Consider the following 24825-nt stretch of genomic DNA (forward strand, 5'->3'; position numbering starts at 1 on the left):
GCCGAGCGCGCTACTTCACCACGAACCGGCCTTCCATCCCCTTGTTCTGCAGGCCTTTGCAGTAGAACGGGTAGGTGCCCGGCTTGACCGGCAAGAAGAAGATCTCCGCCTCACCTGCTTCCTCGAACTCCAGCTCGACCAGGGTAACGGCCTTGATTTCCACGCCACCTGCCTCGACTTTGCGCAGGAAGATCGACCGGGCGAACTCGGGCGCCTGGAACGCGCATTCCTTTTGCCCGTCGGTGATGACCTTGAGCTGATAGGCAACGCCGGTTTCCAGCTGGTATTCCTTCTGCGAGACCGCGTAGTCCGTTTCCTCGGAGCCGAACTTGAGGTCAGGCAGCGCCTGGGTGCGCAACGTCAAATCACCCGTCGCGTGAGCATGATCGAAGCCGATCAAGCTGCCGAGGAATAGCAAATTGAGCGCCAGCGCTTTGAATGGAGGCATAGGGGTCTGCTCGTTATTGTTATCGGTGGCCCTATCCTATGAGCAGCCGCGGGACGCTTATTTACTACCTTGGTACACAGTGACTGGTACTTTCTGCATATTTCCCCACCCCGCCATGGTTCCTATGCTGGCCGCAACGCCATAGGAGCTGCCCATGCGCCATTTTGTACAACGAGCCGGCTACCTCATCGCCCTCGCCTGCGCCCCGCTTGTTGCCACCGCTGCGCCGGTGGCCGGCGAGACGTTGTCGGTGCGGATCGGGTATCTGGGTTACCGCCCGGATCCGGGTCCGCTTCTCTCCAACGTGATTCCCGAGCCAATCGATGCCGGGCAGCGTGGCGCCGAGTTGGCCATCATCGACAGCAACACCACCGGACGTTTTCTCAAGCACAGCTACACATTGACGACCATCAACAGCGATACTCCCGAGCAACTCCTTGAAGACGCGCGTCAGCTGCATCGGGAAGGCTTACGTTTATTCGTGGTCAACGCACCGGCCGCCAACCTGAGCCAGCTCGCCAATGCAATGCCCAACAGCCTCCTCATTAACGCAGGCAGCGCCAGCGACGAACTGCGCACCACAAACTGCCTCGCCAATGTGCTGCATACCCTGCCCAGCCGCAGCATGCTGGCCGATGCCTTGGCTCAGTTTCTTGCCGTACGCCGCTGGAACCGCTGGTTATTGATCAGCGGCCCGACGCCAGAGGATCAGACCTACGCAGAGGCACTGCGGCGCGCGGCCAAGCGCTTCGGTCACAAAATCATCGAAGAGAAGCCCTGGTCGTTCGATAACGACCAGCGCCGCACCGCCCAGGCGGACATGCCACTGTTCACCCAAGCCGACGACTACGACGTGGTGGTGGTCGCGGATGAGCGCGGCGATTTCGGCGAGTACGTGCCCTACCACACCTGGCTGCCGCGCCCGGTAGTCGGCACGCAGGGCATGACCCCGACCGGCTGGCACAAGACAGTCGAGACCTATGGCGCCGCGCAGCTGCAAAAGCGTTTCGAAGCCCTCGCCAATCGCTGGATGAACGATCGCGACTTCGCCGCCTGGATCGGCGTGCGCAGCCTGGCCACCGCGATCACCAAGCTCGGTGTGACCGACCCGCAGACTATTCGTCAGGTTTCGTTGAGCGACACCCTGCCAATGGATGGCTTCAAGGGCCGCAAACTCACCTTCCGCCCCTGGAATGGTCAGCTACGTCAGCCGATTCCACTGGTGCATCCGCGCGGGCTGGTTTCCAACTCGCCGCAGGATGGTTTTCTGCATCCCACCAGCGAGCTGGACACCCTGGGCTTCGATCGACCGGAAAGTGAATGCCGGCTAAGCGAGGCCAAATCATGAACACGGTTCCCGCCGTGCGCCTCGTTGCAGCCGTGCTGTCCGGAGCACTGATCTTCACCTCAGCCGCCGGGCGAGCCGACGAGCTGGGATACGAGGCCTACATCGACAGCCCCAAGCGGATCAAATGCCTGTACGGCTACGTCACCGCCAAGACCGGCAACTTCGATGCAGCCAGGCAGATCTTCGAGGACTGTGTACGGCGCTGGGAGGACATCTACTCGATGATTTCGCTGGCGCAGATGTACGAGAGCGGCAGCGGCGTCGACAAGGATCTCGAACGCGCCGCGGCATTGCTTAAGCGCGGCGCCGAGCAGCCGGACGACGCCAGCTACGTCAGCCTTGCGCGTTATCACTGGGGCGTCGCATTGGCTGAAGGCCGTGGCGTTGCAATCGATCGGCAGGCGGCTCGGGAATGGCTGATGAGCGCATCGAAGGGCGGCCAGACCGAGGCCGACGACTACCTGATACACATGGATCAGCAAGCGGATTCCGTCACCCGCTGATGTACACGACACAACAACAAGAGAGTTTTCAGATGATTCGAACCCTGCTTGCCACCGCCATCACCAGCACGCTGATCTGCGCCAGCGGATCGACCCTTGCAGCCACTGCCTACGTCTCTAACGAGAAGGACGACAGCATAAGCGTGATCGACCTGAATACCCTCGAGACCGTGGAAACGCTCGAGGTAGGCCAGCGTCCGCGCGGCCTGACGCTCTCGCACGACAACAAACTGCTCTATATCTGCGCCAGTGACTCGGACACCGTCCAGGTCATGGACCTTGCCACGCGCCGGATTATCAAACAGCTACCTTCCGGCGCCGACCCTGAGCAATTCGCCCTGCACCCCAATAACCGCTGGCTATACATCTCCAACGAGGACGATGCCCTGGTGACGGTGGTGGACGTGGATAACGAAGAGGTACGGGCGCAAATCGATGTCGGGGTGGAGCCCGAGGGCATGGCCGTCAGCCCGGACGGCAAGTGGGCGGTCAACACCAGCGAAACCACCAATATGCTGCACTGGATCGATACCGCCACCAACGAGCTGGTGGACAACACCCTCGTCGATCAACGACCGCGCCATGTTGAATTCACCAAGGACAGCAAGGTGCTCTGGGCTTCGTCAGAGATCGGCGGAACGGTTAGCGTGGTGGATGTCGAGCAGCGGCAGATTCTCAAAACCATCGACTTCCAGATCAAGGGCGTCCACCGCGACAAGGTCCAGCCGGTCGGCATCAAGCTCAGCTCGGACCGCAAGTACGCCTTCGTCGCCCTCGGCCCGGCCAACCATATTGCCGTGGTCGACGCTAAAACCTACGAGGTGCTCGACTACCTGCTGGTCGGTCGGCGCGTCTGGCACATGGCATTCAACCTCGACGAGAGCCAACTGCTGACCACCAACGGCGTCAGCGGCGACGTTTCGGTAATCGACGTCGGTACGCTCAAGGTAGTCAAATCGATCAAAGTTGGCCGCTACCCGTGGGGTGTGGTGGTCACGCCATGATCGCGCTGCAGGTGGATGACCTGGGCTTCGCCTATGGTCCTCGCCAGGCGTTGCAAAACGTCAGCTTCAGCACAGCGACGGGGCGTTTCACCGCCCTGCTCGGCCCCAACGGCGCCGGCAAGTCGACGCTGATTGCGCTGCTCACACGCCTCTACGACCTGCAACAGGGCGACATTCGCGTGGCCGGTTACAGTCTGCGCCGCCAGCCGCGCGAGGCGTTGCGGCGTCTGGGCGTGGTGTTCCAGCAGAGCACGCTGGATCTCGACCTCAGCGTCGAGCAGAACCTGCGTTACCACGCGGCCCTGCATGGAATGCCGCCCGGGCTGGCGAACGAACGCATCGAGCTGGAGCTGGAGCGCCAGCAGCTGGGTGAACGACGCAACACCATGGTGCGCGAACTCAACGGTGGCCATCGGCGGCGTGTCGAAATAGCCCGTGCGCTTTTGCACAGGCCCTGCTTACTGTTGCTAGACGAAGCCAGCGCCGGTCTCGATCCGGCCAGTCGCCAAGCACTCAACGCTCATGTACGGGCGCTCTGCCACGACGAAGGCATGAGCGTACTTTGGACGACCCACCTGCTCGACGAAGTGCAGGCCAGTGACGATCTCATCATTCTCAACCGCGGCAGTCTCGTGGCGCAGGGGCGCGCCGACTCGCTATCCGCAGCGGATGAAAGCCTGGAACAGGCCTTCGCTCGCCTGACTCGCAATTTGGCAGCAGCCTGATGCGCCGCGATCAACCCGTGTCGCCCTGCCCCGCGCCAGATCCTGGAGCCATCGCCATGACTGCCTATTGGGAATGCCTACGTGCCATCGTTTGGCGCGAATGGCTGCGTTTCGTCCAGCAGCGCTCGCGTTTCTTCAGCGCCCTGGTGCGCCCGCTGCTTTGGCTGGTGGTGTTCGCTGCCGGTTTTCGCGCGGCGCTGGGCATCGCAATCATCGAGCCGTACGACACCTACATCACTTACGAGACCTATATCGTGCCGGGCCTGACCTGCATGATCCTGCTGTTCAATGGCATGCAGGGTTCGCTGTCGATGGTCTACGACCGGGAAATGGGCAGCATGCGGGTGTTGCTCACCAGTCCGCTGCCGCGCAGCTTCCTGCTGGCGAGCAAAATGCTGGCAACTGCCTTGATCTCGCTGCTGCAGGTCTACGCTTTTCTCGCCATCGCTTGGTTCTACGGGGTGCAGCCACCAGCGGTTGGTCTGCTCACGGCTCTCCCCACGCTGTTGCTGGTGGCGCTGCTGCTCAGTGCCCTCGGCCTGTTGCTGTCCAACGGAATCCGCCAACTGGAGAACTTCGCCGGGGTGATGAATTTCGTCATCTTTCCGATGTTTTTCCTGTCTTCGGCGCTTTATCCATTGTGGAAAATGCGCGAGGCGAATGAATGGCTGTTCTGGCTTTGCTCGCTCAATCCGTTCACCTATGCGGTGGAACTGGTGCGTTATGCGCTCTATGAGCGCTTCAACCCGGTGGCGATGGCGGTCTGCCTCGGCCTGACGCTAGTGTTCAGCCTGCTTGCCGTGCTCAGCTTCAATCCGCAGCACGCCGCGCTACGCCGGTCGGCCTGACGTCCAATTACTACTTTGGTACTGGTTTTCCTGTCGATCGTAGGATTCCCAATTGGGGTTCATTGCTCTGTAATGTGGCCGACCGAAGTACTGATGCTGCGCGCCGCTCGTCCATAGAGGCCCTGCCGAAGCCCTAGCCTCCGCTCCTCGAATAACGTCGAAGGGCTGACAAGCCCGCGGTAGCGACAGCCACTCACTGAGAGATGGGTCAGCGCAACGCCTTGCCGCTGATCGACAAAGCTGCACGGACCAAAGGCCTTTTCCGATCTACCCCACCATAATCACAACAATGAGGTGACCGGCCATGTACAAGATACTGATTGCTGATGACCATCCGCTGTTTCGCGAAGCCATCCATAACGTCATCCGCGACGGCTTTCCCGGCAGTGACATTCTCGAAACCGCCGACCTCGACAGCGCACTGGCGATAACGCTGGAAAACGACGATCTAGACCTGGTACTGCTGGATCTGAACATGCCCGGCATGCATGGGCTCAATGGCCTGATCAATCTGCGCAACGAGGCACCGACCATTCCGGTAGTCATCGTCTCGGCCGAGCAGGACAAGCAGGTCGTGCTACAAGCCATCACCTACGGCGCCTGCGGCTTCATCACCAAGTCCTCACCGCGCGCACAAATGACCGACGCCATCGAGCAGATCCTCAACGGCAATGTCTACCTGCCTTCGGACATCATCCGCAGCCAGAAGGCCAGCACTCGCCGCGCGCAGCACAACGAGCAGAGCATCCCGCCCGAACTGCTCCAGGCACTGACTCGCAAGCAGCTACTGGTATTGGAGCGCATGACCAAAGGCGAATCGAACAAGCAGATCGCCTACAACCTCGACATCGCTGAAACCACCGTTAAGGCGCATGTCTCGGCGATCTTGCGCAAGCTCAACGTGCACAACCGGGTACAGGCGATCCTGTCGGCCGGGGATATCGATTTCACCGCGTATCTGCGCCGCTGAGTCCTACGCGCAGATGCCTTCGCGAGCAAGCTCGCTCCTACGAGAACCGTCGCGCAGAGCCTGTAGGAGCGAGCTAGCTCGCGAAAAGAGCTGGCCGCTCCACTTCTTCACAAACTACCGTGCTCCATCATGTGACAGATCGCGGTCTTCAGCTTCATCGGGCGTACTGGCTTGTGCATCAGCATGTGCCCGAGCGCCCTGACCTGCTGTTTGAGCTCGTTGCTGTAATTGGCCGTGATCATCAAGGCCGGCAACGGACTGGCGCGCCGAGCGTTGACCGTGGCGACCACATCGACACCATTACAGCCGTTGTCCAGATGGTAATCGGCGATGATCAGATCGGCGTCGGCGTGGAAGTTGTCCACTTGGCCCGCCAGATCTTCTTCGGAAAGCGCTGTAATCACGGCGCAGCCCCAGCCTTCGAGCAAAGTGCGCATACCCGCGCAGATCGCAGTGTCGTTGTCGACGACCCAGACTCGCGCCCCCTTGAGCCGCTCCAGCAGCAGATCGGTGGTGGCCGGTTCCACTCGGGTCTTCGGTGCGCGCCGGGACAGTGGCACCTCGATGGCGAACTTCGAGCCGCGCCCCGGTACCGAGCTGACCTGGATGCGGTGACCGAGCATGCGGGCAATCTTGTCGACTATCGCCAGCCCAAGACCGAGGCCGCGGTCCTGGTTGGGACGTACCCCCTCGCCACGTTTGAACTCGTGGAATACCTCCTCCAGCCGGTCTTCGGCGATTCCTACACCCGTGTCCCAGACCTCGATCGAGAGGCTTTGGCGCCGGCGCCGACAGCCGAGCAACACCCGGCCTTGGGGTGTGTAGCGAATCGCGTTGGTGAGCAGGTTGCGCAGAATCCGCGCGAGCAATTGGATATCGCTGCGCACCAATGCTGAGCAAGGTATGAAGTCCAACTGCAGTTGCTCACTGCCGGCTATCTGTCGGAACTCCACGGCCAGGTTTTCCAGGAGCTCGCTCACAGCGAAGGGCGCGATATCCGGCTTGATCACCCCGGCGTCGAGCTTGGAGATGTCGACCAGGGTGCCGAGCAGGTTCTCCACGTCTTCCAGTGAATTGCTGATGTTGCGGATCAGCCCCCCGTTCGGCGCGTCAGGTTGTTCCAGCAACGCGCTGGTGAACAGCCGCGCGGCATTGAGCGGTTGCAGCAGGTCATGGCTGACCGCAGCGAGGAACTTGGTCTTGGATAGATTGGCCAGTTCCGCCTCATGCTTGGCCTCACGCAGGCGCGCTTCGGCATGGGCGCGTTCGTCGATTTCACAAAGCAGTTGCTCGTTCAGGCAGGTCAGCTCTACCGTGCGCTCGCGCACCCGCTGTTCAAGGTTCTGATACGCCTGATGCAGGGCTTCGGCGGTTCGGCGCCGGTCGGTGATGTCCTGGATCAGCACGAAGATGCCGACCACCTCGCCGTTGGGCTGCCGGTTCGGTACGTAGGAGCGCAGCATGTAGCGTGGTTGGCCCGAATGGTTGGGCTCGGCCATTTCGAAGCTGACGTTCTCACCGGACATGGCGCGCTCGATGTATGGCTCGAGCTGCTGCCAATGCTCGCCACTGTGAATTTCCCGCAGACAGCGACCGAGCATGCCGTCGCTGGGCCAGCGATACCATTCCTCATAAACCTTGTTGGTGAACTCGTAGGTCAAATCCGCCGAGACGTAGGCGATCAACGCCGGCACATGATCGGTGATCAGGCGGATCCAGCGCTCGCTTTCACGCAACGCCTCGGCATGGCGGTAGCGCTCGGTGATATCGGTGAAGGTATTGACGAAGCCTCCGGTGGGCAGCGGATGCGTGCGGATTTCCAGGGTGCGGCCATCGAACAAATGCTGTTCGAGCTCGGTCAACGGCTGGCCATTGCCGTCACGGGTGTTGGGTGTCAGTAGCCTGAGCTCGCTGTCGGCCATTGCCTCCTCGAAGGGCCGATTCGCCTCGATAGGCGCGAGACCGCACAGCTCCAGGAACCGCCCGTTCCACAGTTCTAGGCTGCCGTCCGCGCTGACCATGGCCACGCCTTGGGACAGGTTGTCGACGGCGCGCTGCAGCAACCGCGATTTCTGCGCCAGGGCCTGTTCGCGGCGCATGGTTTCGCTGACCTTGACCTCGGTGATGTCGGTATAAAGCATCACCAGCCCGCCTTCGCGGGTCGGCCGTTCACTGACCTGCACCCAGCGACCGGTATGCAGCCGGTAGACGGTTGGCTCGTTGCCCTTGCCTCGATGCTCCTCGGCGATCAGCGCGCTGCTTTCGGCCAACCTTCGCACCTCGGACAGCCGCGTGCCGCTGTTGATGCGCGTACGCGTGCGGCTCCAGATCGATTTGAAGCGCTTGTTGAACAGGACGATGCGCTGCTCCTTGTCGAACAGCACGAAGGCGTCGGAGATACTTTCGATGGCATCGACCAGATGCTGATGGGCGGTTTCGGCCCGCAGCCGTGCATCGCTGAGCAGCCGGTTGCTGGCCTTGAGCTCGGCCATCGCCTGGTTCAACGCATCGGTGCGTTCACGCACCTGCTCAGCCAGCTCGACCGAATGCTGAAACGCGGCATAGGACGCATCGCGACCGGGGCCGCTGGATTCGATGCGTTCGATCAGCGCGGTATTGATACGCCGCAGCTTGTCATTTTCGCGCTCGAGCTCGGCTTGCCGCGTCAACAGTTCAGCTAGCACTCCTTTCTCCGCCGCGTCCTCCAGGCCGACCGATGGCGACGCCGGTGAAGGTCTGGTTGATGTGCATGCCATTGAACTGCTCTCCGTAGGTGTTGAAGCCGATCACCTGCTGGCGTCGGAGAAAAGCGGAGGTCTGCTCCGTGGATCCATCGGCTTCGATTTCAAGCCGCCGCAGAAAGCAATCGCAGCCTATCGTCAGCAGCGGCGAGCCGAGACGTCGTTCGAGCCGCTCGAACAGTGCTTCTAGGTTGGGCATCAGCGGTCCGGGACGCATGGCGGTCAGCACGATGCCGTTCTCCACCGCGCAGTAGAAGGTAAGACTGAGGTCATCGTTGACCTTCTGGATCGAGCGCACGTAGTAGTGTTCGTTGATGCGCACCGCCAGCGGGTGCGCAGCGAACAGCCGGTGATCGAGATCGCTCACGCTCACCCCGATCAGCCGTGCGTACTCCTCGGCCGCCGGCTCGGCATTGAGTTCGTAGACACGTCGCGCGTGGCTGTCAGCCTGGGTCACCACCAGCTTCTCGCTACGCGGCAGGATGTGGTGGGTGGTGAACACCTCGAAATCCAGCCAGGTATTGATCAGCACCACGATGGCCGCACCGCTATGAAACTTGCCGTCGTAGTACACGTGAGTATCGGTCAGATGGTTGTCATCACCGGCCGAACCGCCGAAATGCGGGATGCTGCCAAAGGCGGCACTCAGCGCCGAGAGGACGATTTCCTCGCGGCTGGACAGACCGTCCAGCAGCGTCAGGGCGAAACTGTGATCCTTGATCGGCGCTAGCGAGTTGCTGCGGCAATCGCTGCCCAGGCGCTCCACCAGTTGCTGGGCGTCGATGAGGCCGAAGCGGTCCATTTCGACGATCAGCTCGCTGGCGATGGAAAAGCTGCGGTGATCGAATCCGACGGCCGTGACGCAGCTACGGCCGTAACCTTGGGAGGTGATTTCGCCGGCCGAGGTGCAGCCCACGACGCGCACGCCACCGAAGTACTGCTGCAGCGCATCGCCCAAGGCTGGAAGGTCATATTCGGCCGAGCAGAAGAACAACACGAAACCGAGATACGGATGGATCAGCTGGCGCGCCAGATCCTGTGCCACCGTCTCGGCGTCCTGGGCTTCAGACATTGCCGTGCGTATCGCCTCGCCTTCATGTTCGATCACGCACCGCACCCCATACACCGACGTTGGATGTCCCTATTCTTGGTCAGGGCATAAGGTACGAAAATGCTACTTCAGTACCGACGGCGGCCTGCCAAGGTAGCAAATCGGCGAACGGCCGCAGGTTCGGCGTGGGCCTTCATCGAACGAAAAAAGGCGGACGCCCCGACAGAGGTGACCGCCTGGATGGTACTCGGTGCGCTTAGAAACTCAGCGTGGCACCGATAGCGAAGGTACGGGTGTCCTCGTCAAGGGCGTCGGTGTCCCGGCCAGTCAATTCGAACTGGTTCACCTCGGCGACCAGCTTCAGGTTGTCGTTGATGGTGCGGAAATAGGCCAGTCCGCGGGTTTCATAATCGGCGGCGGTTCCCAGGCCGTTGCCGTCATCCTTGGTCTTACCCGTCGACAGCGCAATGCGATTCTTGCCGAAGGTATAGGAGCCTTGAAGCAGGTAACCGTCGCTGTCCACGTCACGGAGCTGTGCTTCGCCCGCGTTGTTGGTATAGAACGGGTTGATGCCCTCCGCCTGGAAGCCCGACGCAGTGAGGGAGAACGCACCCATCTTGGCCTGAACGCCGTAGCCGATGCCCTTGGAATCGACTTCCTCGACGCTGCTGTCGGTGTTCTTGGAGGTCTGCTGCATGCCGTTAACCCAGGAGTAGATCTTGGCGCCGGCCAGATCTAACTGGTAGGTGATCTCGGTTTCGAAGCGTGGGCTGTCCTGGTAGGCCTCGTCCAGCGCACTGCTGGCATCGTCCGTGGTGTCGACCGGATCCATGATACCGGCGGCGATGCGCAGACCGCTCATGACCGGCGAACGATAGGTGACCTGTGACGTCGGGAACGGGTACGGGTAGCCAGTGCCGATATTGCCGAATGAAACGCCGCCGAAATCGACCAGCCCGAGGGTGTCGCTGACCTGACCGTAACCGGTGAGCATTTCGTCGAGGAAGATGTTGGACCGGCCGAACAAGCCGAAGTCCTTACCGAAGAGCACCTCGCCCCACTGATCATTAGATGCCGTACCGTAGAACTGACGAACGTCGATGCCGGTCTCGGTGCCGTTGGTGTCGCTGTCGTTGATCGTCACCCAGAAGGAGGAGCGACCGCCGATTTTCAAATCGTCGAGCTGCTTACCGAAGTTGAAACCGATGTAATTGGGCAGAAAGCCCATTTTCACCCGGGACTGGTCGCGGTCAAACTGCTCACCGGCACGATCGACGTCGCTGCTGACGTAGAAGGTGTTGAAATAGCCATCAACGGAAAAGGTGGTGTCATCCTTGTCGTAAAGCACGATTTCGGCAGCCGCCGGTTGGCTCAAGGTCATGGCAATCGCGCTGGCCAGAGCCAACGGCAATAAAGGGGTAACCGCTTTCTTCTTGTTGTGCATGGCGCTCTCCGCTGTGTGACGACGGGCAGTCGTGTCGAAGCGGATTATCGAAAGCACAGGGAGGCGCCCATACGCTGCGATAGCGGCGATTGGCTAGTGCTTTCGCCGGTAGGCATTGGCCGGTGCTTAAGCAGATGAGGCGCAAGCTGGAAGAAGCAGCGCTTAGGTAGTAGTCCGTTGCGCTTACGGATGGCGCAGGCAATACGCGCCCGGAAGGCACCGGCCGCCGGAGACGACCAGTCGCGGGACAGGCTTGGTAGGGGCGAACTGGGTTGCGGTGGTCTCAGCGCCAGCGCGCATCCGGCGCAGGTGCGTTGGCGACCACCACCCAGCCACCGATCGCTGCACGCAGGGCTTCCAGGGCAGCGCTCAGGTCGTCGCGCCGCAAGCTGCGCATGGCTGCGGCAACCTGGCTAGAACGTGTAACCTCATGCCCAGCCAAGCAGCACTGCCAGACCTGATCGGCCCAAGCGCGCAGGTCGGTAGGTCCCATGAGGTGCCGTTCACCCGCTTCGATTGCCGCTCGCTCGACTGCTGCAGCCGGCTGATCCGCCAGTTTCAGCGCAAAGCTCGCGAGAAAGGCGTGGATCTGTTCAAGGATCTCTCCGGCCGAAGCCGAGGGCGACTGCACGCCGAACAGCATTCCCGACTGACCGCCGGGTTGGTGGAAGCGACTGAACACGGCATAGCCCAGCTGCAGCTCACTACGCAGACGACGAAAGAATTCGCCTTCGATCAACCGCGCCAGTACTCGCCACGACGCCTCGCATTGGGACGAGCGTTCCGGCAGTGGGCAGAACAGAACCAAGGCCGTTTCATTCGCTGCCGCCCCACCGCTGACATCGTGCCAGTGATCGCGCGGCGGAGCGGTGCTTGCGACCGTCGGTGTTGCTTCAGGCGCCCCCGGTAATAGGTTGAGCGCATCGCCGAGCGGGCCGCTCAAGGCCGGCTCAAATCCCACTGCCACGCCTTGCCACTGCGCCGTCTGCCAGCACCCAAACAAGGTGGAATGGTCAAGCGCTGCACCCTGCCCCCCCGTCATCCCGCTCGCCAACAGCCGAGGCAAGCGTTGGAGCAATTGGCGAATCAGCATGTCGTCGCCACCGAGCGCAGCATCTCGTTCGGCAAGTCGGCGGCCCTGCGCAAGCGAGACAGCCGGCGGCTCAGCCAGCAGAAGCGCCAGGTCGCCTGCTATCGCCGGTATGGCCTCTGCGAAGCCCTGTAATCCGAGGCTCCACACGCTGCCCATATCTTCGAACCGCAGCAACACACCCGCCTGCTGCGCCGCCCAGCGACTCGACCGCATCGCATGCGACACCGCCTGCCAAAGCCCCGACGGCGGCTGGCCGGCGGCGAACTGCCAGCGCAAAAAGAGCGCGGCCTGCGCGTTCGCATCTGCCGGTCCAAGCCAGCGCAGCGCCTGCGGCAACTCGTGCGGCTCGCACCGTTCGGCGCTGGGCCGCAACCAGGGGTTGGGCGCCGGCTGTTGCCAGCCCCAGGGGTTCGGCTCAGCATGCTGCGGCGGCTCGTAAGCCAGGCGCAAGGGGAAGCCCTGGGACTCAATGGGTTCGCAGCCAGCCCTATCAGCGGTGAGAATCAGCGGGCCCGCGTCGATCATTTGCCTCAACAGGCAGCTCAGCGCGTGGCGGATCGCAGCTTCGTCGCTGTCACCGCCCCAGGCCTGCGGCTCTACCCAGTGGCGCAAGCGCATCAGCGGCTCGGCGACTTGCAGGCTTCGCCGACGTACGCGTCGATACTCGTCGCGACACGGCTGCCAGCGCCCGTCATCCGAGAAGAAGCGCAACCAATCGAGCACCGCCTCAACGACCAGTGCCCGCTCGCTCAGCCCTCGCTCTGTGAGCTGCAGCTCGACGACCACAACGCCCTGCCCCGCATACCAATACGGCACGCGCAGCTTTACCGATTGGCATAGATCTTTGTCGCGTAGCCGCTGGACAAGCCCACCAGGCGCCTCGGATGCGATCCATGTCGAGAGATAATCCAATGCCGGCGCGCAATGCTCGGGCATGCCGTCCAGGGCAAACGCTAGGTGCAGTCGCGGCTGCGCTTTCTGGATGTGCAACCGTAGCCAGGCATCACGGTCGCAGCGCAGCGCAGGCGCGGAGCGGGTGACGACGCGACCGGGTGCAAGCGAGCCGTCCGCCAGAGCAGCGAGCCGTTGCAGCTCCTCGGCAGTCTGAGGTCCGGCCAGGAGCAGCTCGATCTGGCCGCTGTGGTAGAAGCGCCGGTGGTACCGCCGCAACGCCTGCTGAAACTGAGCGTCTTCGACCGGCAAGGTGTCGCGGTTGCCGGCGTGAAACCCGGCGAACGGGTGGTCCGGCTCGAAGACGGTGCTCAATGCGGCGTCGCACAGCGTTTCGACGTCCTGAGCGCGAGCGAGGAATTCAGCGTGCAGCACCTCGCGCTCACGCAGCTGCGCAGCCGGGTCGAGCAGCGGATGCGCCAGCATGTCCAGTAGACGGCGCAGGCCTTCTTCGAGCTGGTCGTCCGGAAGCTGAAAGAAGAAATCGGTATGGCGCTCCCGGGTCGACGCGTTCAGCTGCCCGCCGCGCCCCTGAACGAACGGCATCAGGCTCTGCTCGGCGGGATAATCGCGGCTGCCGAGAAACAGCAAGTGTTCGAGAAAATGCGCCAGCCCTGGGTACTCCCAGGAGGCGTCGTGGAAACCTGCATGAACCCGCACCAGGACCGCAGCCTGCGAGCTGTGCGGCAACGGCAACAGGCGCACCCGCAACCCTCCGCTCAGGGTCACTTGTGGCGGGCATTGAGCAGGATCGAGTAGCTGGCGCATTGGCGGCCCTTGTGTTTTAGCGGGTTCGGTGAGCATCGCGCCAAGTCGCGACCAGCACAATGATGCTTAAGCATTGAGCCCTACGCGCCGCTCAACAACCCTTAGGTGTCCAGGCGGCCATCGAGAAATTGCTGGAGGCGGCGCTGCATCGACTTACCGGACTTGCCAAGACAGGCAATTGGCGATCCGAGCAGGCTGTCTTCCGAGAGTTCCGCCGCCTCACCCGCCATTGCCAGCGGACAGTCGAGGCCCTGCGCAAGTATGGTCAGCTGTCGTAACAGCACGGCGCTGGGCGGCACATTGGAATAGAGCACCAGCGCGCGGGGACGCACCCGGTCGCAGACAAGCGGCAGCTCATCGAGCGGCTGACCGAGCGCCAGCACGTTCACTGCAACGGTATCGCCGGACATCAATAATCCACTGACCAGCAGTTCCAGTTCCCGGCATTGCCCCGCCACCGCTGCCAGCAAAACCCGGCCTTCCGCGTGGCTGCTAACGTGCTGCAACCGTTGCAACACGCGGCCGCGGAGGAAGGCATCGAGAAACAGCCACTCGCTGGCCCGGCCATACTCCTTCTGACGCCGCAACAGCTGCTGCCACACCGGCAGCAGTACGTCCTGGAAAACCACCGGCAGCGGGTAATTGGAAAAGATCTGCCCGTAGACCTGATCCAGCCGGGACTCATCGAAACCACTCACGGCGCGTTGCACCTGCCCCATCCATTCAGTCCACTCGTCTGCCGCCGCTTCTTGCTCTGCTGGTTCTGCAGCGCTGCGCGAAAGGATGCTGCCCACCTTGCTTACCGCAACGCCACGTTCGGTCCAAGCGAGGATGCTGCGTACCGCCTCGATATCGGCCATGGAGTAGAGGCGATGGCCGCTTTCGGTGCGAGTCGGCTGTATCAGACCGTAGCGGCGTTCCCAGGCGCGTAGCGTGACCGGATTGACCCCTGTCAGACGTGACACTTCCCGAATGGGAAACAGCTCATCCCGCTCGATCGAATCAGGGAGCGGGAGCGTGGACGCGCGGGCGGGTTCGGTCATAGCGCTGGCAGCTCATGCAGAAGAATCGGCGCATTGTAGCCCAGGGTCCCCGGCCGCTATGCGGCGCCGGCCGAAGTTGCTCTAGAATGTCGCGACCACGCATGGGAGACGCCAGGATGATCAACGCCAAACTGCTGCAACTGGTAATCGACGCCTCCAACGATGGGATCGTGGTGGCCGAGCAGGAAGGCGAAGACAATATCCTCATCTACGCCAATCCTGCGTTCCAGCGCCTGACCGGCTACGAAGTGGATGAGATTCTCTACCAGGATTGTCGTTTTCTACAGGCAGAGGATCGCGACCAGCTAGGTGTTACGGCCATTCGCGAAGCAATCAGGGCCAGCCAGCCCTGCCGCCAGATCATCCGCAATTACCGCAAGGACGGCAGCACGTTCTGGAACGAGCTGTCGATCACGCCGGTATTCAACGAAGGTGACCGGCTCACCTATTTCATCGGCATCCAGAAGGACGTCAGCGCCGAAGTCGAGGCCAAGCAGCGCATCCGCGAACTGGAAGCCGAGGTTCGGCAGCTCAAACAGCAACTTGCCGAACTGAAGCGCTGATATCGCGTCCGCGCTTCACTAGAGCGCCTGCGGTGCCCGGCGGCACAGTGCAACCAGCGACCGGACCCAGCTTTCGTGCGTATTCATGCAGGGAATCAGCTGTAGCTCTTCCCCTCCCGCCGCGACGAACTGCTCGCGGCCACGGTCGCCGATCTCTTCCAGTGTTTCGATGCAATCCGCAACGAATGCCGGGCACATCACCAGCAGTTTCTTCACCCCTTTGGCAGCCAGCTCTTCCAGATGCGCCTCGGTGTAAGGCTCGATCCACTTGGCACGGCCCAAACGCGACTGAAACGACACCGACCACTGCCCTGCTGCCAATCCGGCACGGTCGGCAAACGCAGCGGCGCTCTGCAAGCATTGGGCGCGGTAGCAGCTGGCGAGTACCTCACCTTCGGCTCGCTGGCAGCAATCTGTGGTTTTCAGGCAATGCGAGCCCGTCGGATCGGTCTTGTGCAGATGGCGCTCGGGCAGGCCATGAAAGCTCAGTAGCAAATGATCGAATTGCTGGGCCAGGTGCGGCCTGACGCTGTCCACCAGCGCATCGAGGTATTCCGGCTGGTCGTAAAACGGCTGCAGGATCGAGAGTTTGATGTCGAGACGCTTGTAGCGGATCACCCGCTGCGCCTCCGCTATCGCGGTGGTAGTGGTGCTATCGGCGAACTGCGGATACAGCGGTGCGAATGTCACCTGCTTGATGCCCTGCTTCGCGAGCCTGACCAATGACCCTTCGATGGACGGCTCACCGTACCGCATCGCCAGTTCCACCGGACCCTCGGTCCAGTAAGGCCGTACCGCATCGGTCAGACGCCGGCTGAGCACCACCAGCGGCGACCCCTCGGGCCACCAGATCGAGGCATACGCATGGGCCGACTGCGCCGGGCGTTTGACGAGAATCAGCGATACCAGCAGGCGCCGAAGGGGCCACGGCAGATCGACCACATAAGGGTCCATCAGGAACTGGTTGAGATAGCGCCGGACGTCGGCCACCTCGGTAGAAGCGGGCGAACCCAGGTTGACCAATAACAACGCCTGCTCAGTCATGCACATTCCTGACTACTGATTTAGAGAATCCGCCATCCCATCGGTCGGCGCGCTATTTTCACACAGGCCCTACGGCTTGCGCAGGTCCGCCAATGCCGCATCCAGGCCGACGAAGCGAAAGCGAAAACCTTCCGCCTCCAGTCGCGATGGGACCGCCTTCTGTCCGCCCAGAATCAACCCGGACAACTCACCCAATCCGGCCTTCAACGCCAATGCCGGAACAGGTATCACGGTCGGTTTGCCCAAGCTGCGGCCCAGCGCCTTGGCGAAGTCGGCGTTGCGTACCGGTTGCGGCGAGCAGGCATTGTAGGGGCCCTGCGCGGCAGGCTGCCGCAACAGAAAATCTATCAGGGCAACTTCATCGTCTATATGAACCCAGGGCATCCATTGCCGTCCGTTACCCTGGCGCCCGCCCAGACCCAGGCGAAAGAGCGGGACCAGACGCTGTAGGAACCCACCCTGGCGCGCCAGCACCAGACCGGTACGTACCAACACGACCCGGATACCAAGACGCTGCGCACGCAGGGCGCTTTCCTCCCAGGCGTTACATAGCTGGGCCGCGAAATCGTTGGTGACCGGGGCGTCCTGCTCGTGCAGCTCGCGCTCGCCGCCATCTCCGTACCAGCCAACCGCCGAACCGGATATCAGTACCTGCGGTTGCTGCTCGCGCCCAGACAGCCACTCGATCAGCTGTTCAGTCAGGTTGACCCGGCTGCTCCAGAGCAACAGCCGCCGCGATCGGGTCCAGGGGCGATCGGCGATCGGCGCACCGGCCAGATTGATGATCGCATCCAGCGGCATCTGACCCAGTTCCTCCAGTTGACCGATTCCCGTCACCGTCTCGCCGCAACGTTCGGCCACCCGTTCGGGTGAGCGGCTCCACACCCAAAGGCTGTTTCCTTCGGCCACCCAGCGCCTGCACAGTTCTCGCCCGATCAGGCCAGTCCCTCCGGTCAGCAATATATTCATGCGTGGCCTCCATGAATCAGCGAATAGCCGGCCCGTACCCAAACGGTCACCGGTCGATGCCTTGATGATAGACCTGTACGCATAAGCGCCCATGTATAGATTTTTTAGACGACACGGCCGATTAAGCGAAACCGATACAGCAACTGAACTGAGTGGTAAACGTCGTACCAGCCTGTCAGTTCGCCCATGAGCAGCTCCTCATACTGACAGCTTTGAGCTGCACCAATAAGTTGTACAACCTTGTTGACTTGTACAAGAGCAAGCCTAAGATAGCCACAAAGTTGTACAAAATAAAGTTTCCGTGCAAGAACGCATTGAGGCCAAGCCGATGACTCAGCCGTCCCGCCCCACTATCAAGATCGGTATCAGCGCCTGCCTGCTGGGCAATCCGGTGCGCTTCAACGGCGGCCACAAGGAGTCGCGACTGTGCAGTGATACGTTGGCTCGTCACTTCGAGTTCGTGCCGATCTGCCCCGAAGTAGCCATTGGCCTGGGTACGCCGCGCGAGCCTATCCGGCTGGTTGGCGACCCTGCCAGCCCCCGCGCCGTCGGTACGGTGCATACGGAGCGGGATGTCAGCGATGCGTTAACCGCCTATGGCGAGCAGATTGCAGCCGAGCGCGACGATCTCAGCGGCTACATCCTCATGCAAAAATCCCCCTCTTGCGGCATGGAGCGGGTAAAGGTCTACCAATCCAACGGCCATCCAATCGATGGCGGAGGTACCGGCCTGTTTGCCCGCGTCCTGATAGAGGCGCGGCCGGATCTGCCCATCGAGGAGGATGGCCGACTCAACGACCCGGTGTTGCGGGAGAACTTCCTGACCCGAGTTTTCGCGTATGCCGAATGGCAGCGCTTGCTGCGCCTGGGCCTGACGCGCAAAGCGCTGGTGGATTTCCACTCGCGCTACAAGTACCAGCTGATGGCGAACGACCCGCAGCAATACAAGGCACTCGGCCAACGAGTAGCAACGATCGGCAATACCCCGCTGGATGAGTTCGCACCGCCCTACTTCAGCCAGCTGATGTTGGCACTGAAGAAAGCCGCATCACGCGGCAACCACAGCAACGTGCTGCAGCATCTGAGTGGCTATCTCAAGCACGACCTTGGGCGCGAGGACAAACAGGAACTGCAACACCTGATCACCCAGTACCGCGATGGAATCGTGCCTCTGGTAGTGCCGCTGACGCTGCTCAAGCACCACTTTCGTCGGCATCCGGATCGCTACGTTGCTAACCAGGCCTACCTGCAGCCGCATCCCGAAGACCTCAGCTTGCGCAACGGCATCTGATCATGACTGACGTCTCAGATGACCGCATAGACGACGACCTCGCCGAGGGCTGGGTTCCGATCAGGGAGGTCGCACGCCTGACCGGGGTCAACCCGGTAACGCTGCGCGCCTGGGAACGGCGCTACGGCCTGATCATGCCGCGACGCACGCCGAAAGGTCATCGGCTTTATGACGACGGCCATGTGCAGCGCATCCAGAGCATTGTCAGCTGGCTAAACCGCGGCGTTGCGGTGAGCCAGGTCAAGCAACTGCTGGACGAACGCCAGAGTGCCAGCCTGAGCCAACACAACCCGTGGAGCGATCTGCATGAGGAAATGCTCCTTGCCATCGCTCAGCTGGCGGAACACCGACTCGATGACAGCTTCAACCGTGCGCTGGCGATCTACCCGCCGCGCACGCTATGCGAGCACCTGCTGCTACCGCTTTTGCTGAGCCTGGAACAGCGCTGGTACAACACTTTCGGCGCGGAACTCGAGCGCGGCCTGTTCCATTCCTGGCTGCGTACCAAGCTTGGTACGCGCCTTTACCACAGCAATCGCCAGCACAACGGCGCGCCATTGTTACTGGTAAGCCTGAGCGACCAGCACTTCGAGCCGGGTCTATGGCTCTGTGCCTGGCTTGTCGCCAACACGGGCTGCCCGGTTGAAATCATTGAGTGGTCCGTGCCCCTTACAGAACTACCCCTGGCCCTGGAAAGGTTCGCACCCCGCGGCCTGTTGTTTTACGCAAGTCAGTCGCTGGATAGCGGCTATTTCCGGCGGCAACTGTCTCGGCTGGTTCCTCCAGCTTCCCTGCCACTGTTGCTGGCCGGCCCGGCCGCCAGTATCCATCAGGCGGAGCTTCAAAACGTGCCCAACCTGACGCTGGCCAATGATCCGCCTGCCGTGCTTGAAGCGCTACAGACCAGCCTGCTCCTTGGCTGAAAGGAAACCCGAAATGAAGCAATTGCTCTGGCTGCGCAGCGATCTGCGTGTCGCCGATAACACCGCCCTGGTCGCAGCGATGAATGCCGGGCCGACCATCTCCATCTACCTGATTACGCCCGCGCAATGGCTCGCCCATCATGACGCGGCGTGCAAAGTCGATTTCTGGCTGCGCAATCTGAACGCGCTTTCGGCACGCCTCGCCGAGCTGAACGTGCCCTTGCTGATCCGCTGTGTAGATCACTGGCAAGCGGTGCCTGCCCTGATCGCCGACCTCTGTCGCCAGCACGGCGTGGAGGCCGTGCATATAAACGACGAGTACGGCGTAAACGAGCAACGTCGTGACAATGCGACGGCCGAGGCACTTCGCCAGACCGGGACGACGCTGCGACGCCATCTGGACCAACTGCTTTTTGCGCCGGGTAGCGTTAAGACCCTGGCCGGCGACTGTTTCAAGGTCTTCAGCCAGTTCCGCAAAGTCTGCTACTTACGCCTGAGCCATTCGCTGCCACGCTGCCTACCGGTCCCCGCACCGCAAGCGTGGATGGCTATTCCAAGCGATCCGGTGCCCGAGATTGTGCAGGGTTTCACCCCGCCCAGTGACGCGCTGCGTTCGCACTGGCCCGCCGGCGAACACGCTGCATATGGTCGGCTGGCGTCTTTCGCGGCGCAGGATCTGGCGGACTACCAACAGCGTCGCGACTTTCCCGCCGAGCCTGGCACCAGCCAGATTTCGGCCTATCTGGCGGCCGGTGTCGTATCGCCGCGGCAATGCCTGCACGCCGCGCTGGGAGAGAACCAGGGCGAGCTGGACAGTGGCAATCCGGGCGCCGTCACCTGGATCAATGAATTGCTTTGGAGGGAGTTCTACAAACATATCCTGATGGGCTATCCGCGGGTTTCAATGAGCCGTGCCTTTCGCCCAGAAACCGAAGCCCTGCCTTGGCGCCACGCGCCCGACGAGTTGGCCGCCTGGCAGCAAGGCCGTACCGGTTTCCCGATAATCGACGCGGCTATGCGCCAGCTGTTGGCCACCGGCTGGATGCATAACCGCCTGCGCATGGTGGTTGCCATGTTCCTGAGCAAGAACCTGCTGATCGATTGGCGCGAAGGCGAGCGCTGGTTCATGCAGCACCTCATCGACGGCGACCTGGCCGCCAACAACGGCGGCTGGCAGTGGAGCGCCTCAACCGGCACCGACTCGGTGCCCTACTTCCGACTGTTCAATCCGCTCAGGCAGTCGGCCCGGTTCGACCCGGACGGTCGGTTTCTGCGCCACTGGTTGCCGGAGCTGGCGCAGCTGAGCAACCGTGAGGTTCATGACCCGTGCGTTATGGGCGAACGCCTTGCCGCCGATTATCCGCAGCCGATCGTGGAGCTGACGATGAGTCGTGAGCGTGCCCTGTCCGCCTTCAGAAATTTAGGCGCGCTGCCGTAATGGGGTCGGCTCCGCCGCGCGAAGCCGCTCCAATCACTTCAACCGCAAGCACTGCATGAGCGCAGTGGTCGAATCGAGATTCAAACTGGCCGTCAACAACCCCGGCATTCCAATGCACAGACTATCGACGTTTATCGGCTGTCATCGACGGGACGTTACGCGATGTTTTGATTTGGTCTGAGAGTTCATAGTCTTGGTCTCACCAACCAACAGGAGCCAAGCCGATGATCCCAGCCCCGCTGATCGAAACCTTGCGCAGCGCCCGCAATGTCGTGGTGTTCACCGGTGCCGGTGTCTCGGCCGAAAGCGGAATCCCGACCTTTCGCGACTCGCTGACCGGCCTCTGGGAGCGCTTCGACGCCGCCTCCCTGGCCACGCCCGAGGCCTTCCGCACGGACCCTGCTTTGGTCTGGGGTTGGTACGAATGGCGACGCATGAAAGTCTTGCAGGCTCAGCCAAATCCGGCCCATCGAGCCATTGCCGAGCTGGCCCGGTATGTGCCCCGTCTCACACTGGTTTCACAGAACGTCGATGATCTGCATGAGCGTGCGGGCAGCACTGAGGTCATTCATCTTCATGGCAGCCTGCATCACCCACGCTGCTTCACGTGCGGGAAAGCCCCAGAAGAGCCACTGAGCATGCCCGACGAGCCGGAAGGAGGCCGCCGGGTACAGCCACCTCAGTGCGCATTCTGCGATGGCCAGTTGCGTCCAGGCGTGGTCTGGTTTGGCGAAAGCCTTCCGCTCGATCAGCTGAACACCGCATTCGCAGCGGCGGAGCACTGTGATGTGCTGCTGTCGGTAGGCACGTCCGGCCTGGTCTACCCTGGAGCAGAAGTGCCAGGGCTGGCCTGGCGCGCCGGCGCGACGGTCGTCCACGTAAATCCTCAGGCGGGAACCAGCCATGGCGAACGAGAATACGCCCTGGCCGGCCCGGCTGGTGAACAGCTACCTGAGCTCATTCAGCAGACGTTCGGCAAATCCTGACGTTGAAATCAACCCGACCACGTGCTGTTGAGCCCGGCTATACCCGCCACGATCAGCGCGGTCGAGAGTAATTTCAGCGGCGTCAGCGCCTCTCCTAGCAGCAAGGCGCCCAGCAATACGGTGCCAAGCGTGCCAATACCCGTCCAGATTGGATACGCGATGCTGACTGGCAGGTCGCGCAGCGCCAGGGTCAGGAAATAGATGCCCGCGCTCGCACCTGCTGCCACCAGAATACTGGGAAGTAGCCGAGTGAAACCCTCGGCGTACTTCATCGCCATCGCGAACAGCACCTCGAATCCAGCCGCCAGCAGAAGAAATATCCAGCCGCTGGACATCAAAAATCCACTGCCAGCTGTGCCAGCCGTAGTTGCGCCGCCTGGTATGAATCTTCGAACGCCATCCCGCCGAACTCATCGTTCTCCACCGCAACCACCTCTACATCGGTGATACCGATCAACCCAAGCACATCACGCAGATGGGTATCGGCGTGGTTGAGGCGCGCGTTCACACCCTCCGGGCCGTAGCCGCGGTCTCCCCGTGTGGTAATGATCAGGCCGCGTTTGCCAAGGACTCGTGGCTTGTACTGGTTTACTGGGTCCTCGGGCGTGAAGTCGAACGTGCGACCGATACGAACGATCTGGTCGATCCAAGCCTTCACGCCGCTAGGAACACCGAAGTTGTACATGGGAGCAGCAATGACCAGTCGATCCGTGGCAAGCAGCTCACCGACCAATTCATCGCTAAGCGCCAGGTCGGCGTGCATCGCCAGGGTGCGCTCGTGTGGCTTGCTAAAGGCGGCTGCTACCCAGCCCTCGGTGACCGGCGGCAGCGTGATGCGACCCACCTCCCGGCGCGAAATCTCAACGTCACGCTGCTCGGCCGTCAAGGCTTGAAGAAAATGATCGAGCAAGCGCCGTGAATGCGAGCGTTCCCCGCGTGGGCTGCCCTGTATGCCAAGAATTCTTTTCATCACTTACCTCCCGATGCCGCACCATGCGGCTGACGGGGGCCAAGTTATTGGCCACAGCGAGTGACGACAAATGAGCAATACTCTTGTCGGATGAAATCAACTCACCTGAGGGCATCATGTTCGCGAACCTGCCACTCACCGCATTGCGCACTTTCGAATCCGCCGCGCGGCTGCAAAGCTTCAAGGCGGCGGCCGAAGAGCTCGCCGTCACGCCCACGGCGGTGTCGCATCAGGTCAAGTCGCTCGAAGGATGGCTGGGCGTGCCGCTGTTCCAGCGAATGGCTCGAGGCGTGCGTCTGACCGAATGCGGCGAGCGGCTGTTCCGCAGCCTGCACGGAGCGTTGCTCGAGGTCGTGCAAACCGTCGATCATCTGCGCCCGCAGCCGAGCATCGGCAGCCTGACCCTGTCCACCACACCAGCTTTTGCGGCGCTCTGGCTGATTCCTCGCCTCGGCCGTTTCTATCAGGTGCACCCCGGCATCAAGGTGCGTGTCGAAACGAGCACCGACCTGCTCGATCTACATCAGGACGCCAGCATCGATCTGGTGATCCGCTATGGCTATGGCAGCCATTCCACCCTGCACAGCCAGTGCTTGCTCGACGAATGCTTCGGCGTATATGGCGCGCCAGGGCTGCTCGCCTCCCTCGATCCGACGCGACTGACGCTGATCACTGTCCGCTGGCGTAACTCGCAGCTTTACGATCGCAGCTGGAAAGCCTGGTGCGAAGCCGCTGGCGAGTCATGGCTGGAAGCCACCGAGTTGCGCGAATACGACGAGGAGCATTACGCCTTGCAGGCAGCCATCGCCGGGCAGGGTCTGGTGCTGGCGAGCAACGTGCTGGTATCGCAAAGTCTGGCGATGGGACTGCTGCAACCCTACCGCCCCGAGATGACCGTCCCCGGGGCGAACTACACAGCGCTCTGCGTACCCGGCCGTGAGCGGCATCCCCCGGTCAAGGCCTTCTTCGACTGGCTGAACAACGAGTCCGCCAGTCGCTGAGGGCTGTCAGGTCAACGGTGAGATGACTGCGGCCTGATACGCCGGGCGCTGTTGCAGTCGCTCATACCAGCTACGCAGGTTTGGCAGGTCTGGGCGTTCGATGGGCATCTCGAACCAGGCGTAGGCGTAGCAACCGAGTGGAATATCGCCCATGCCAAAGGATTCGCCCGACAGATACGGCTGGTCCGCCAAGACTTGATCGGCGATGGCGAGGAGCTTGCCGCATTGCTCCAGCCCTGCATGCACGGCGGCCATGTCGCGTTTTTCGGGAGCGGTACGCACCATGTTCCAGAACACCGGACGGAAGGGCGCTGCCAGGGATGACGTCACCCAATCCATCCACTTGTCAGCCGAGGCGCGCTCGCGCGGGTCAGCACTCCACAGCGTGCCCTCGCCATACTGCACGGCCAGGTAGCGAACGATGGCGTTGGATTCCCACAACACAAAGTCGCCGTGTTCGAGGCAAGGCACCAGGCGATTCGGGTTCTTCTCGGCGTATTCTGATTCACCCACTACGCCGAAAGCACCTCCCGCATCGACGCGGGTATAGGGAACACCAAGCTCTTCCAAGCACCAGAGCGCCTTCTTCACGTTGGTCGAATTGATTCGGCCCCATAGCTTCAGCATGCAATCACCCTCTCTTCGGTCGGCGTTCGTCGCCGCGTTCAACCCTAACCGCAAATCGATGACACGCGCGATATCC

23 protein-coding genes are annotated in these 24825 nt (G+C 61.8%); 12 read left to right on the forward strand and 11 right to left on the reverse strand.

Annotation, left to right across the window (positions count from 1 at the left end; genetic code table 11):
• Window positions 1-10: 10 nt before the first annotated feature.
• Window positions 11-448 (reverse strand): copper-binding protein, encoded by a 438-nt coding sequence (locus DQ405_RS12265; RefSeq protein WP_168424486.1) that lies wholly within the window; start codon window positions 446-448, stop codon window positions 11-13.
• 154 nt (window positions 449-602) lie between these two features.
• Here DQ405_RS12265 and DQ405_RS12270 point away from each other — a divergent pair, with 154 nt between their 5' ends.
• The 6 genes from DQ405_RS12270 to DQ405_RS12295 all read left to right on the forward strand — a co-directional run bounded on the left by DQ405_RS12270 (window position 603) and on the right by DQ405_RS12295 (window position 5846).
• On the forward strand, window positions 603-1796 hold the full coding sequence (locus DQ405_RS12270) for an ABC transporter substrate-binding protein (protein ID WP_168424487.1): 1194 nt from the start codon (window positions 603-605) through the stop codon (window positions 1794-1796).
• Complete coding sequence (locus DQ405_RS12275) at window positions 1793-2299, forward strand: tetratricopeptide repeat protein (protein ID WP_241729960.1); 507 nt, start codon at window positions 1793-1795, stop codon at window positions 2297-2299. Before DQ405_RS12270 ends, DQ405_RS12275 begins: the two co-directional genes overlap by 4 nt.
• A gap of 32 nt (window positions 2300-2331) precedes the next feature.
• Window positions 2332-3303: a YVTN family beta-propeller repeat protein gene (locus DQ405_RS12280; protein WP_168424489.1), complete on the forward strand. Its 972-nt coding sequence runs from the start codon at window positions 2332-2334 to the stop codon at window positions 3301-3303.
• Window positions 3300-4028 carry an ABC transporter ATP-binding protein gene (locus DQ405_RS12285; RefSeq protein WP_168424490.1) on the forward strand — a complete coding sequence of 243 codons (729 nt, stop codon included), beginning with the start codon at window positions 3300-3302 and terminating at the stop codon, window positions 4026-4028. Before DQ405_RS12280 ends, DQ405_RS12285 begins: the two co-directional genes overlap by 4 nt.
• Window positions 4029-4084: 56 nt before the next feature.
• Entirely contained in the window at window positions 4085-4876 is a 792-nt protein-coding gene (locus DQ405_RS12290) for an ABC transporter permease (RefSeq protein ID WP_168424491.1), read from the forward strand.
• 304 nt (window positions 4877-5180) lie between these two features.
• Window positions 5181-5846 (forward strand): response regulator transcription factor, encoded by a 666-nt coding sequence (locus DQ405_RS12295; protein ID WP_168424492.1) that lies wholly within the window; start codon window positions 5181-5183, stop codon window positions 5844-5846.
• 107 nt (window positions 5847-5953) lie between these two features.
• On the opposite strand, the gene nahK is transcribed toward DQ405_RS12295, so the two are convergent.
• From nahK to DQ405_RS12320, 5 genes are all read right to left on the reverse strand, one after another.
• Window positions 5954-8602, reverse strand: coding sequence for a hybrid sensor histidine kinase/response regulator NahK/ErcS' (nahK, locus tag DQ405_RS12300; protein WP_241729962.1), 2649 nt, complete (start codon window positions 8600-8602; stop codon window positions 5954-5956).
• Window positions 8520-9659 carry a nitric oxide-sensing protein NosP gene (gene nosP, locus DQ405_RS12305; RefSeq protein ID WP_178114103.1) on the reverse strand — a complete coding sequence of 380 codons (1140 nt, stop codon included), beginning with the start codon at window positions 9657-9659 and terminating at the stop codon, window positions 8520-8522. Before nosP ends, nahK begins: the two co-directional genes overlap by 83 nt.
• 235 nt (window positions 9660-9894) lie before the next feature.
• On the reverse strand, window positions 9895-11082 hold the full coding sequence (locus DQ405_RS12310; protein ID WP_168424495.1) for a porin: 1188 nt from the start codon (window positions 11080-11082) through the stop codon (window positions 9895-9897).
• Between the two features lie 283 nt (window positions 11083-11365).
• Window positions 11366-13894 (reverse strand): pyrroloquinoline quinone biosynthesis protein PqqF, encoded by a 2529-nt coding sequence (gene pqqF / locus DQ405_RS12315; RefSeq protein WP_168424496.1) that lies wholly within the window; start codon window positions 13892-13894, stop codon window positions 11366-11368.
• 101 nt (window positions 13895-13995) lie between these two features.
• Window positions 13996-14937, reverse strand: coding sequence for a MerR family transcriptional regulator (locus DQ405_RS12320; protein WP_168424497.1), 942 nt, complete (start codon window positions 14935-14937; stop codon window positions 13996-13998).
• Between the two features lie 116 nt (window positions 14938-15053).
• Between DQ405_RS12320 and DQ405_RS12325 the strand changes: the two genes are divergently transcribed.
• On the forward strand, window positions 15054-15500 hold the full coding sequence (locus DQ405_RS12325; protein ID WP_168424498.1) for a PAS domain-containing protein: 447 nt from the start codon (window positions 15054-15056) through the stop codon (window positions 15498-15500).
• A gap of 18 nt (window positions 15501-15518) precedes the next feature.
• On the opposite strand, the gene hemH is transcribed toward DQ405_RS12325, so the two are convergent.
• Window positions 15519-16544, reverse strand: coding sequence for a ferrochelatase (hemH, locus tag DQ405_RS12330; protein ID WP_168424499.1), 1026 nt, complete (start codon window positions 16542-16544; stop codon window positions 15519-15521).
• A gap of 69 nt (window positions 16545-16613) precedes the next feature.
• The gene (locus DQ405_RS12335) at window positions 16614-17513 is read right to left on the reverse strand and encodes a TIGR01777 family oxidoreductase (protein ID WP_168424500.1); all 900 of its coding nucleotides are present in this window, start codon (window positions 17511-17513) and stop codon (window positions 16614-16616) included.
• Between the two features lie 328 nt (window positions 17514-17841).
• Between DQ405_RS12335 and DQ405_RS12340 the strand changes: the two genes are divergently transcribed.
• The 4 genes from DQ405_RS12340 to DQ405_RS12355 all read left to right on the forward strand — a co-directional run bounded on the left by DQ405_RS12340 (window position 17842) and on the right by DQ405_RS12355 (window position 22151).
• Window positions 17842-18804 carry a YbgA family protein gene (locus DQ405_RS12340; protein ID WP_168424573.1) on the forward strand — a complete coding sequence of 321 codons (963 nt, stop codon included), beginning with the start codon at window positions 17842-17844 and terminating at the stop codon, window positions 18802-18804.
• Between the two features lie 2 nt (window positions 18805-18806).
• Window positions 18807-19727 (forward strand): MerR family transcriptional regulator, encoded by a 921-nt coding sequence (locus tag DQ405_RS12345; RefSeq protein ID WP_168424501.1) that lies wholly within the window; start codon window positions 18807-18809, stop codon window positions 19725-19727.
• 13 nt (window positions 19728-19740) lie between these two features.
• Entirely contained in the window at window positions 19741-21165 is a 1425-nt protein-coding gene (gene phrB / locus DQ405_RS12350) for a deoxyribodipyrimidine photo-lyase (protein WP_168424502.1), read from the forward strand.
• 224 nt (window positions 21166-21389) lie between these two features.
• Window positions 21390-22151, forward strand: a complete 762-nt coding sequence (locus tag DQ405_RS12355; RefSeq protein ID WP_168424503.1) for an SIR2 family NAD-dependent protein deacylase — start codon at window positions 21390-21392, stop codon at window positions 22149-22151.
• A gap of 8 nt (window positions 22152-22159) precedes the next feature.
• Here DQ405_RS12355 and DQ405_RS12360 read toward each other — a convergent pair whose 3' ends face one another.
• Together DQ405_RS12360 and DQ405_RS12365 are read right to left on the reverse strand one after the other, a co-directional pair.
• Window positions 22160-22486, reverse strand: coding sequence for a DMT family transporter (locus tag DQ405_RS12360; protein ID WP_168424504.1), 327 nt, complete (start codon window positions 22484-22486; stop codon window positions 22160-22162).
• Entirely contained in the window at window positions 22486-23121 is a 636-nt protein-coding gene (locus DQ405_RS12365) for an FMN-dependent NADH-azoreductase (protein WP_168424505.1), read from the reverse strand. Before DQ405_RS12365 ends, DQ405_RS12360 begins: the two co-directional genes overlap by 1 nt.
• A gap of 116 nt (window positions 23122-23237) precedes the next feature.
• Between DQ405_RS12365 and DQ405_RS12370 the strand changes: the two genes are divergently transcribed.
• The gene (locus DQ405_RS12370; protein ID WP_168424506.1) at window positions 23238-24122 is read left to right on the forward strand and encodes a LysR substrate-binding domain-containing protein; all 885 of its coding nucleotides are present in this window, start codon (window positions 23238-23240) and stop codon (window positions 24120-24122) included.
• A 6-nt stretch (window positions 24123-24128) separates the two neighbouring features.
• Here the strand turns inward: DQ405_RS12370 and DQ405_RS12375 are convergent, their stop codons facing one another.
• On the reverse strand, window positions 24129-24749 hold the full coding sequence (locus DQ405_RS12375) for a glutathione S-transferase (protein ID WP_168424507.1): 621 nt from the start codon (window positions 24747-24749) through the stop codon (window positions 24129-24131).
• Between the last annotated feature and the right edge of the window lie 76 nt (window positions 24750-24825).

The sequence above is a fragment of the Pseudomonas sp. SST3 genome, assembly GCF_003325755.1.

Bases quoted from the DNA above. Each gene is read 5' to 3' on its own strand.
- DQ405_RS12265 (WP_168424486.1), bottom strand. From the start codon at position 448: ATGCCTCCATTCAAAGCGCTGGCGCTCAATTTGCTATTCCTCGGCAGC.
- DQ405_RS12270 (WP_168424487.1), top strand. From the start codon at position 603: ATGCGCCATTTTGTACAACGAGCCGGCTACCTCATCGCCCTCGCCTGC.
- DQ405_RS12275 (WP_241729960.1), top strand. From the start codon at position 1,793: ATGAACACGGTTCCCGCCGTGCGCCTCGTTGCAGCCGTGCTGTCCGGA.
- DQ405_RS12280 (WP_168424489.1), top strand. From the start codon at position 2,332: ATGATTCGAACCCTGCTTGCCACCGCCATCACCAGCACGCTGATCTGC.
- DQ405_RS12285 (WP_168424490.1), top strand. From the start codon at position 3,300: ATGATCGCGCTGCAGGTGGATGACCTGGGCTTCGCCTATGGTCCTCGC.
- DQ405_RS12290 (WP_168424491.1), top strand. From the start codon at position 4,085: ATGACTGCCTATTGGGAATGCCTACGTGCCATCGTTTGGCGCGAATGG.
- DQ405_RS12295 (WP_168424492.1), top strand. From the start codon at position 5,181: ATGTACAAGATACTGATTGCTGATGACCATCCGCTGTTTCGCGAAGCC.
- nahK (WP_241729962.1), bottom strand. From the start codon at position 8,602: ATGGCATGCACATCAACCAGACCTTCACCGGCGTCGCCATCGGTCGGC.
- nosP (WP_178114103.1), bottom strand. From the start codon at position 9,659: ATGTCTGAAGCCCAGGACGCCGAGACGGTGGCACAGGATCTGGCGCGC.
- DQ405_RS12310 (WP_168424495.1), bottom strand. From the start codon at position 11,082: ATGCACAACAAGAAGAAAGCGGTTACCCCTTTATTGCCGTTGGCTCTG.
- pqqF (WP_168424496.1), bottom strand. From the start codon at position 13,894: ATGCGCCAGCTACTCGATCCTGCTCAATGCCCGCCACAAGTGACCCTG.
- DQ405_RS12320 (WP_168424497.1), bottom strand. From the start codon at position 14,937: ATGACCGAACCCGCCCGCGCGTCCACGCTCCCGCTCCCTGATTCGATC.
- DQ405_RS12325 (WP_168424498.1), top strand. From the start codon at position 15,054: ATGATCAACGCCAAACTGCTGCAACTGGTAATCGACGCCTCCAACGAT.
- hemH (WP_168424499.1), bottom strand. From the start codon at position 16,544: ATGACTGAGCAGGCGTTGTTATTGGTCAACCTGGGTTCGCCCGCTTCT.
- DQ405_RS12335 (WP_168424500.1), bottom strand. From the start codon at position 17,513: ATGAATATATTGCTGACCGGAGGGACTGGCCTGATCGGGCGAGAACTG.
- DQ405_RS12340 (WP_168424573.1), top strand. From the start codon at position 17,842: ATGACTCAGCCGTCCCGCCCCACTATCAAGATCGGTATCAGCGCCTGC.
- DQ405_RS12345 (WP_168424501.1), top strand. From the start codon at position 18,807: ATGACTGACGTCTCAGATGACCGCATAGACGACGACCTCGCCGAGGGC.
- phrB (WP_168424502.1), top strand. From the start codon at position 19,741: ATGAAGCAATTGCTCTGGCTGCGCAGCGATCTGCGTGTCGCCGATAAC.
- DQ405_RS12355 (WP_168424503.1), top strand. From the start codon at position 21,390: ATGATCCCAGCCCCGCTGATCGAAACCTTGCGCAGCGCCCGCAATGTC.
- DQ405_RS12360 (WP_168424504.1), bottom strand. From the start codon at position 22,486: ATGTCCAGCGGCTGGATATTTCTTCTGCTGGCGGCTGGATTCGAGGTG.
- DQ405_RS12365 (WP_168424505.1), bottom strand. From the start codon at position 23,121: ATGAAAAGAATTCTTGGCATACAGGGCAGCCCACGCGGGGAACGCTCG.
- DQ405_RS12370 (WP_168424506.1), top strand. From the start codon at position 23,238: ATGTTCGCGAACCTGCCACTCACCGCATTGCGCACTTTCGAATCCGCC.
- DQ405_RS12375 (WP_168424507.1), bottom strand. From the start codon at position 24,749: ATGCTGAAGCTATGGGGCCGAATCAATTCGACCAACGTGAAGAAGGCG.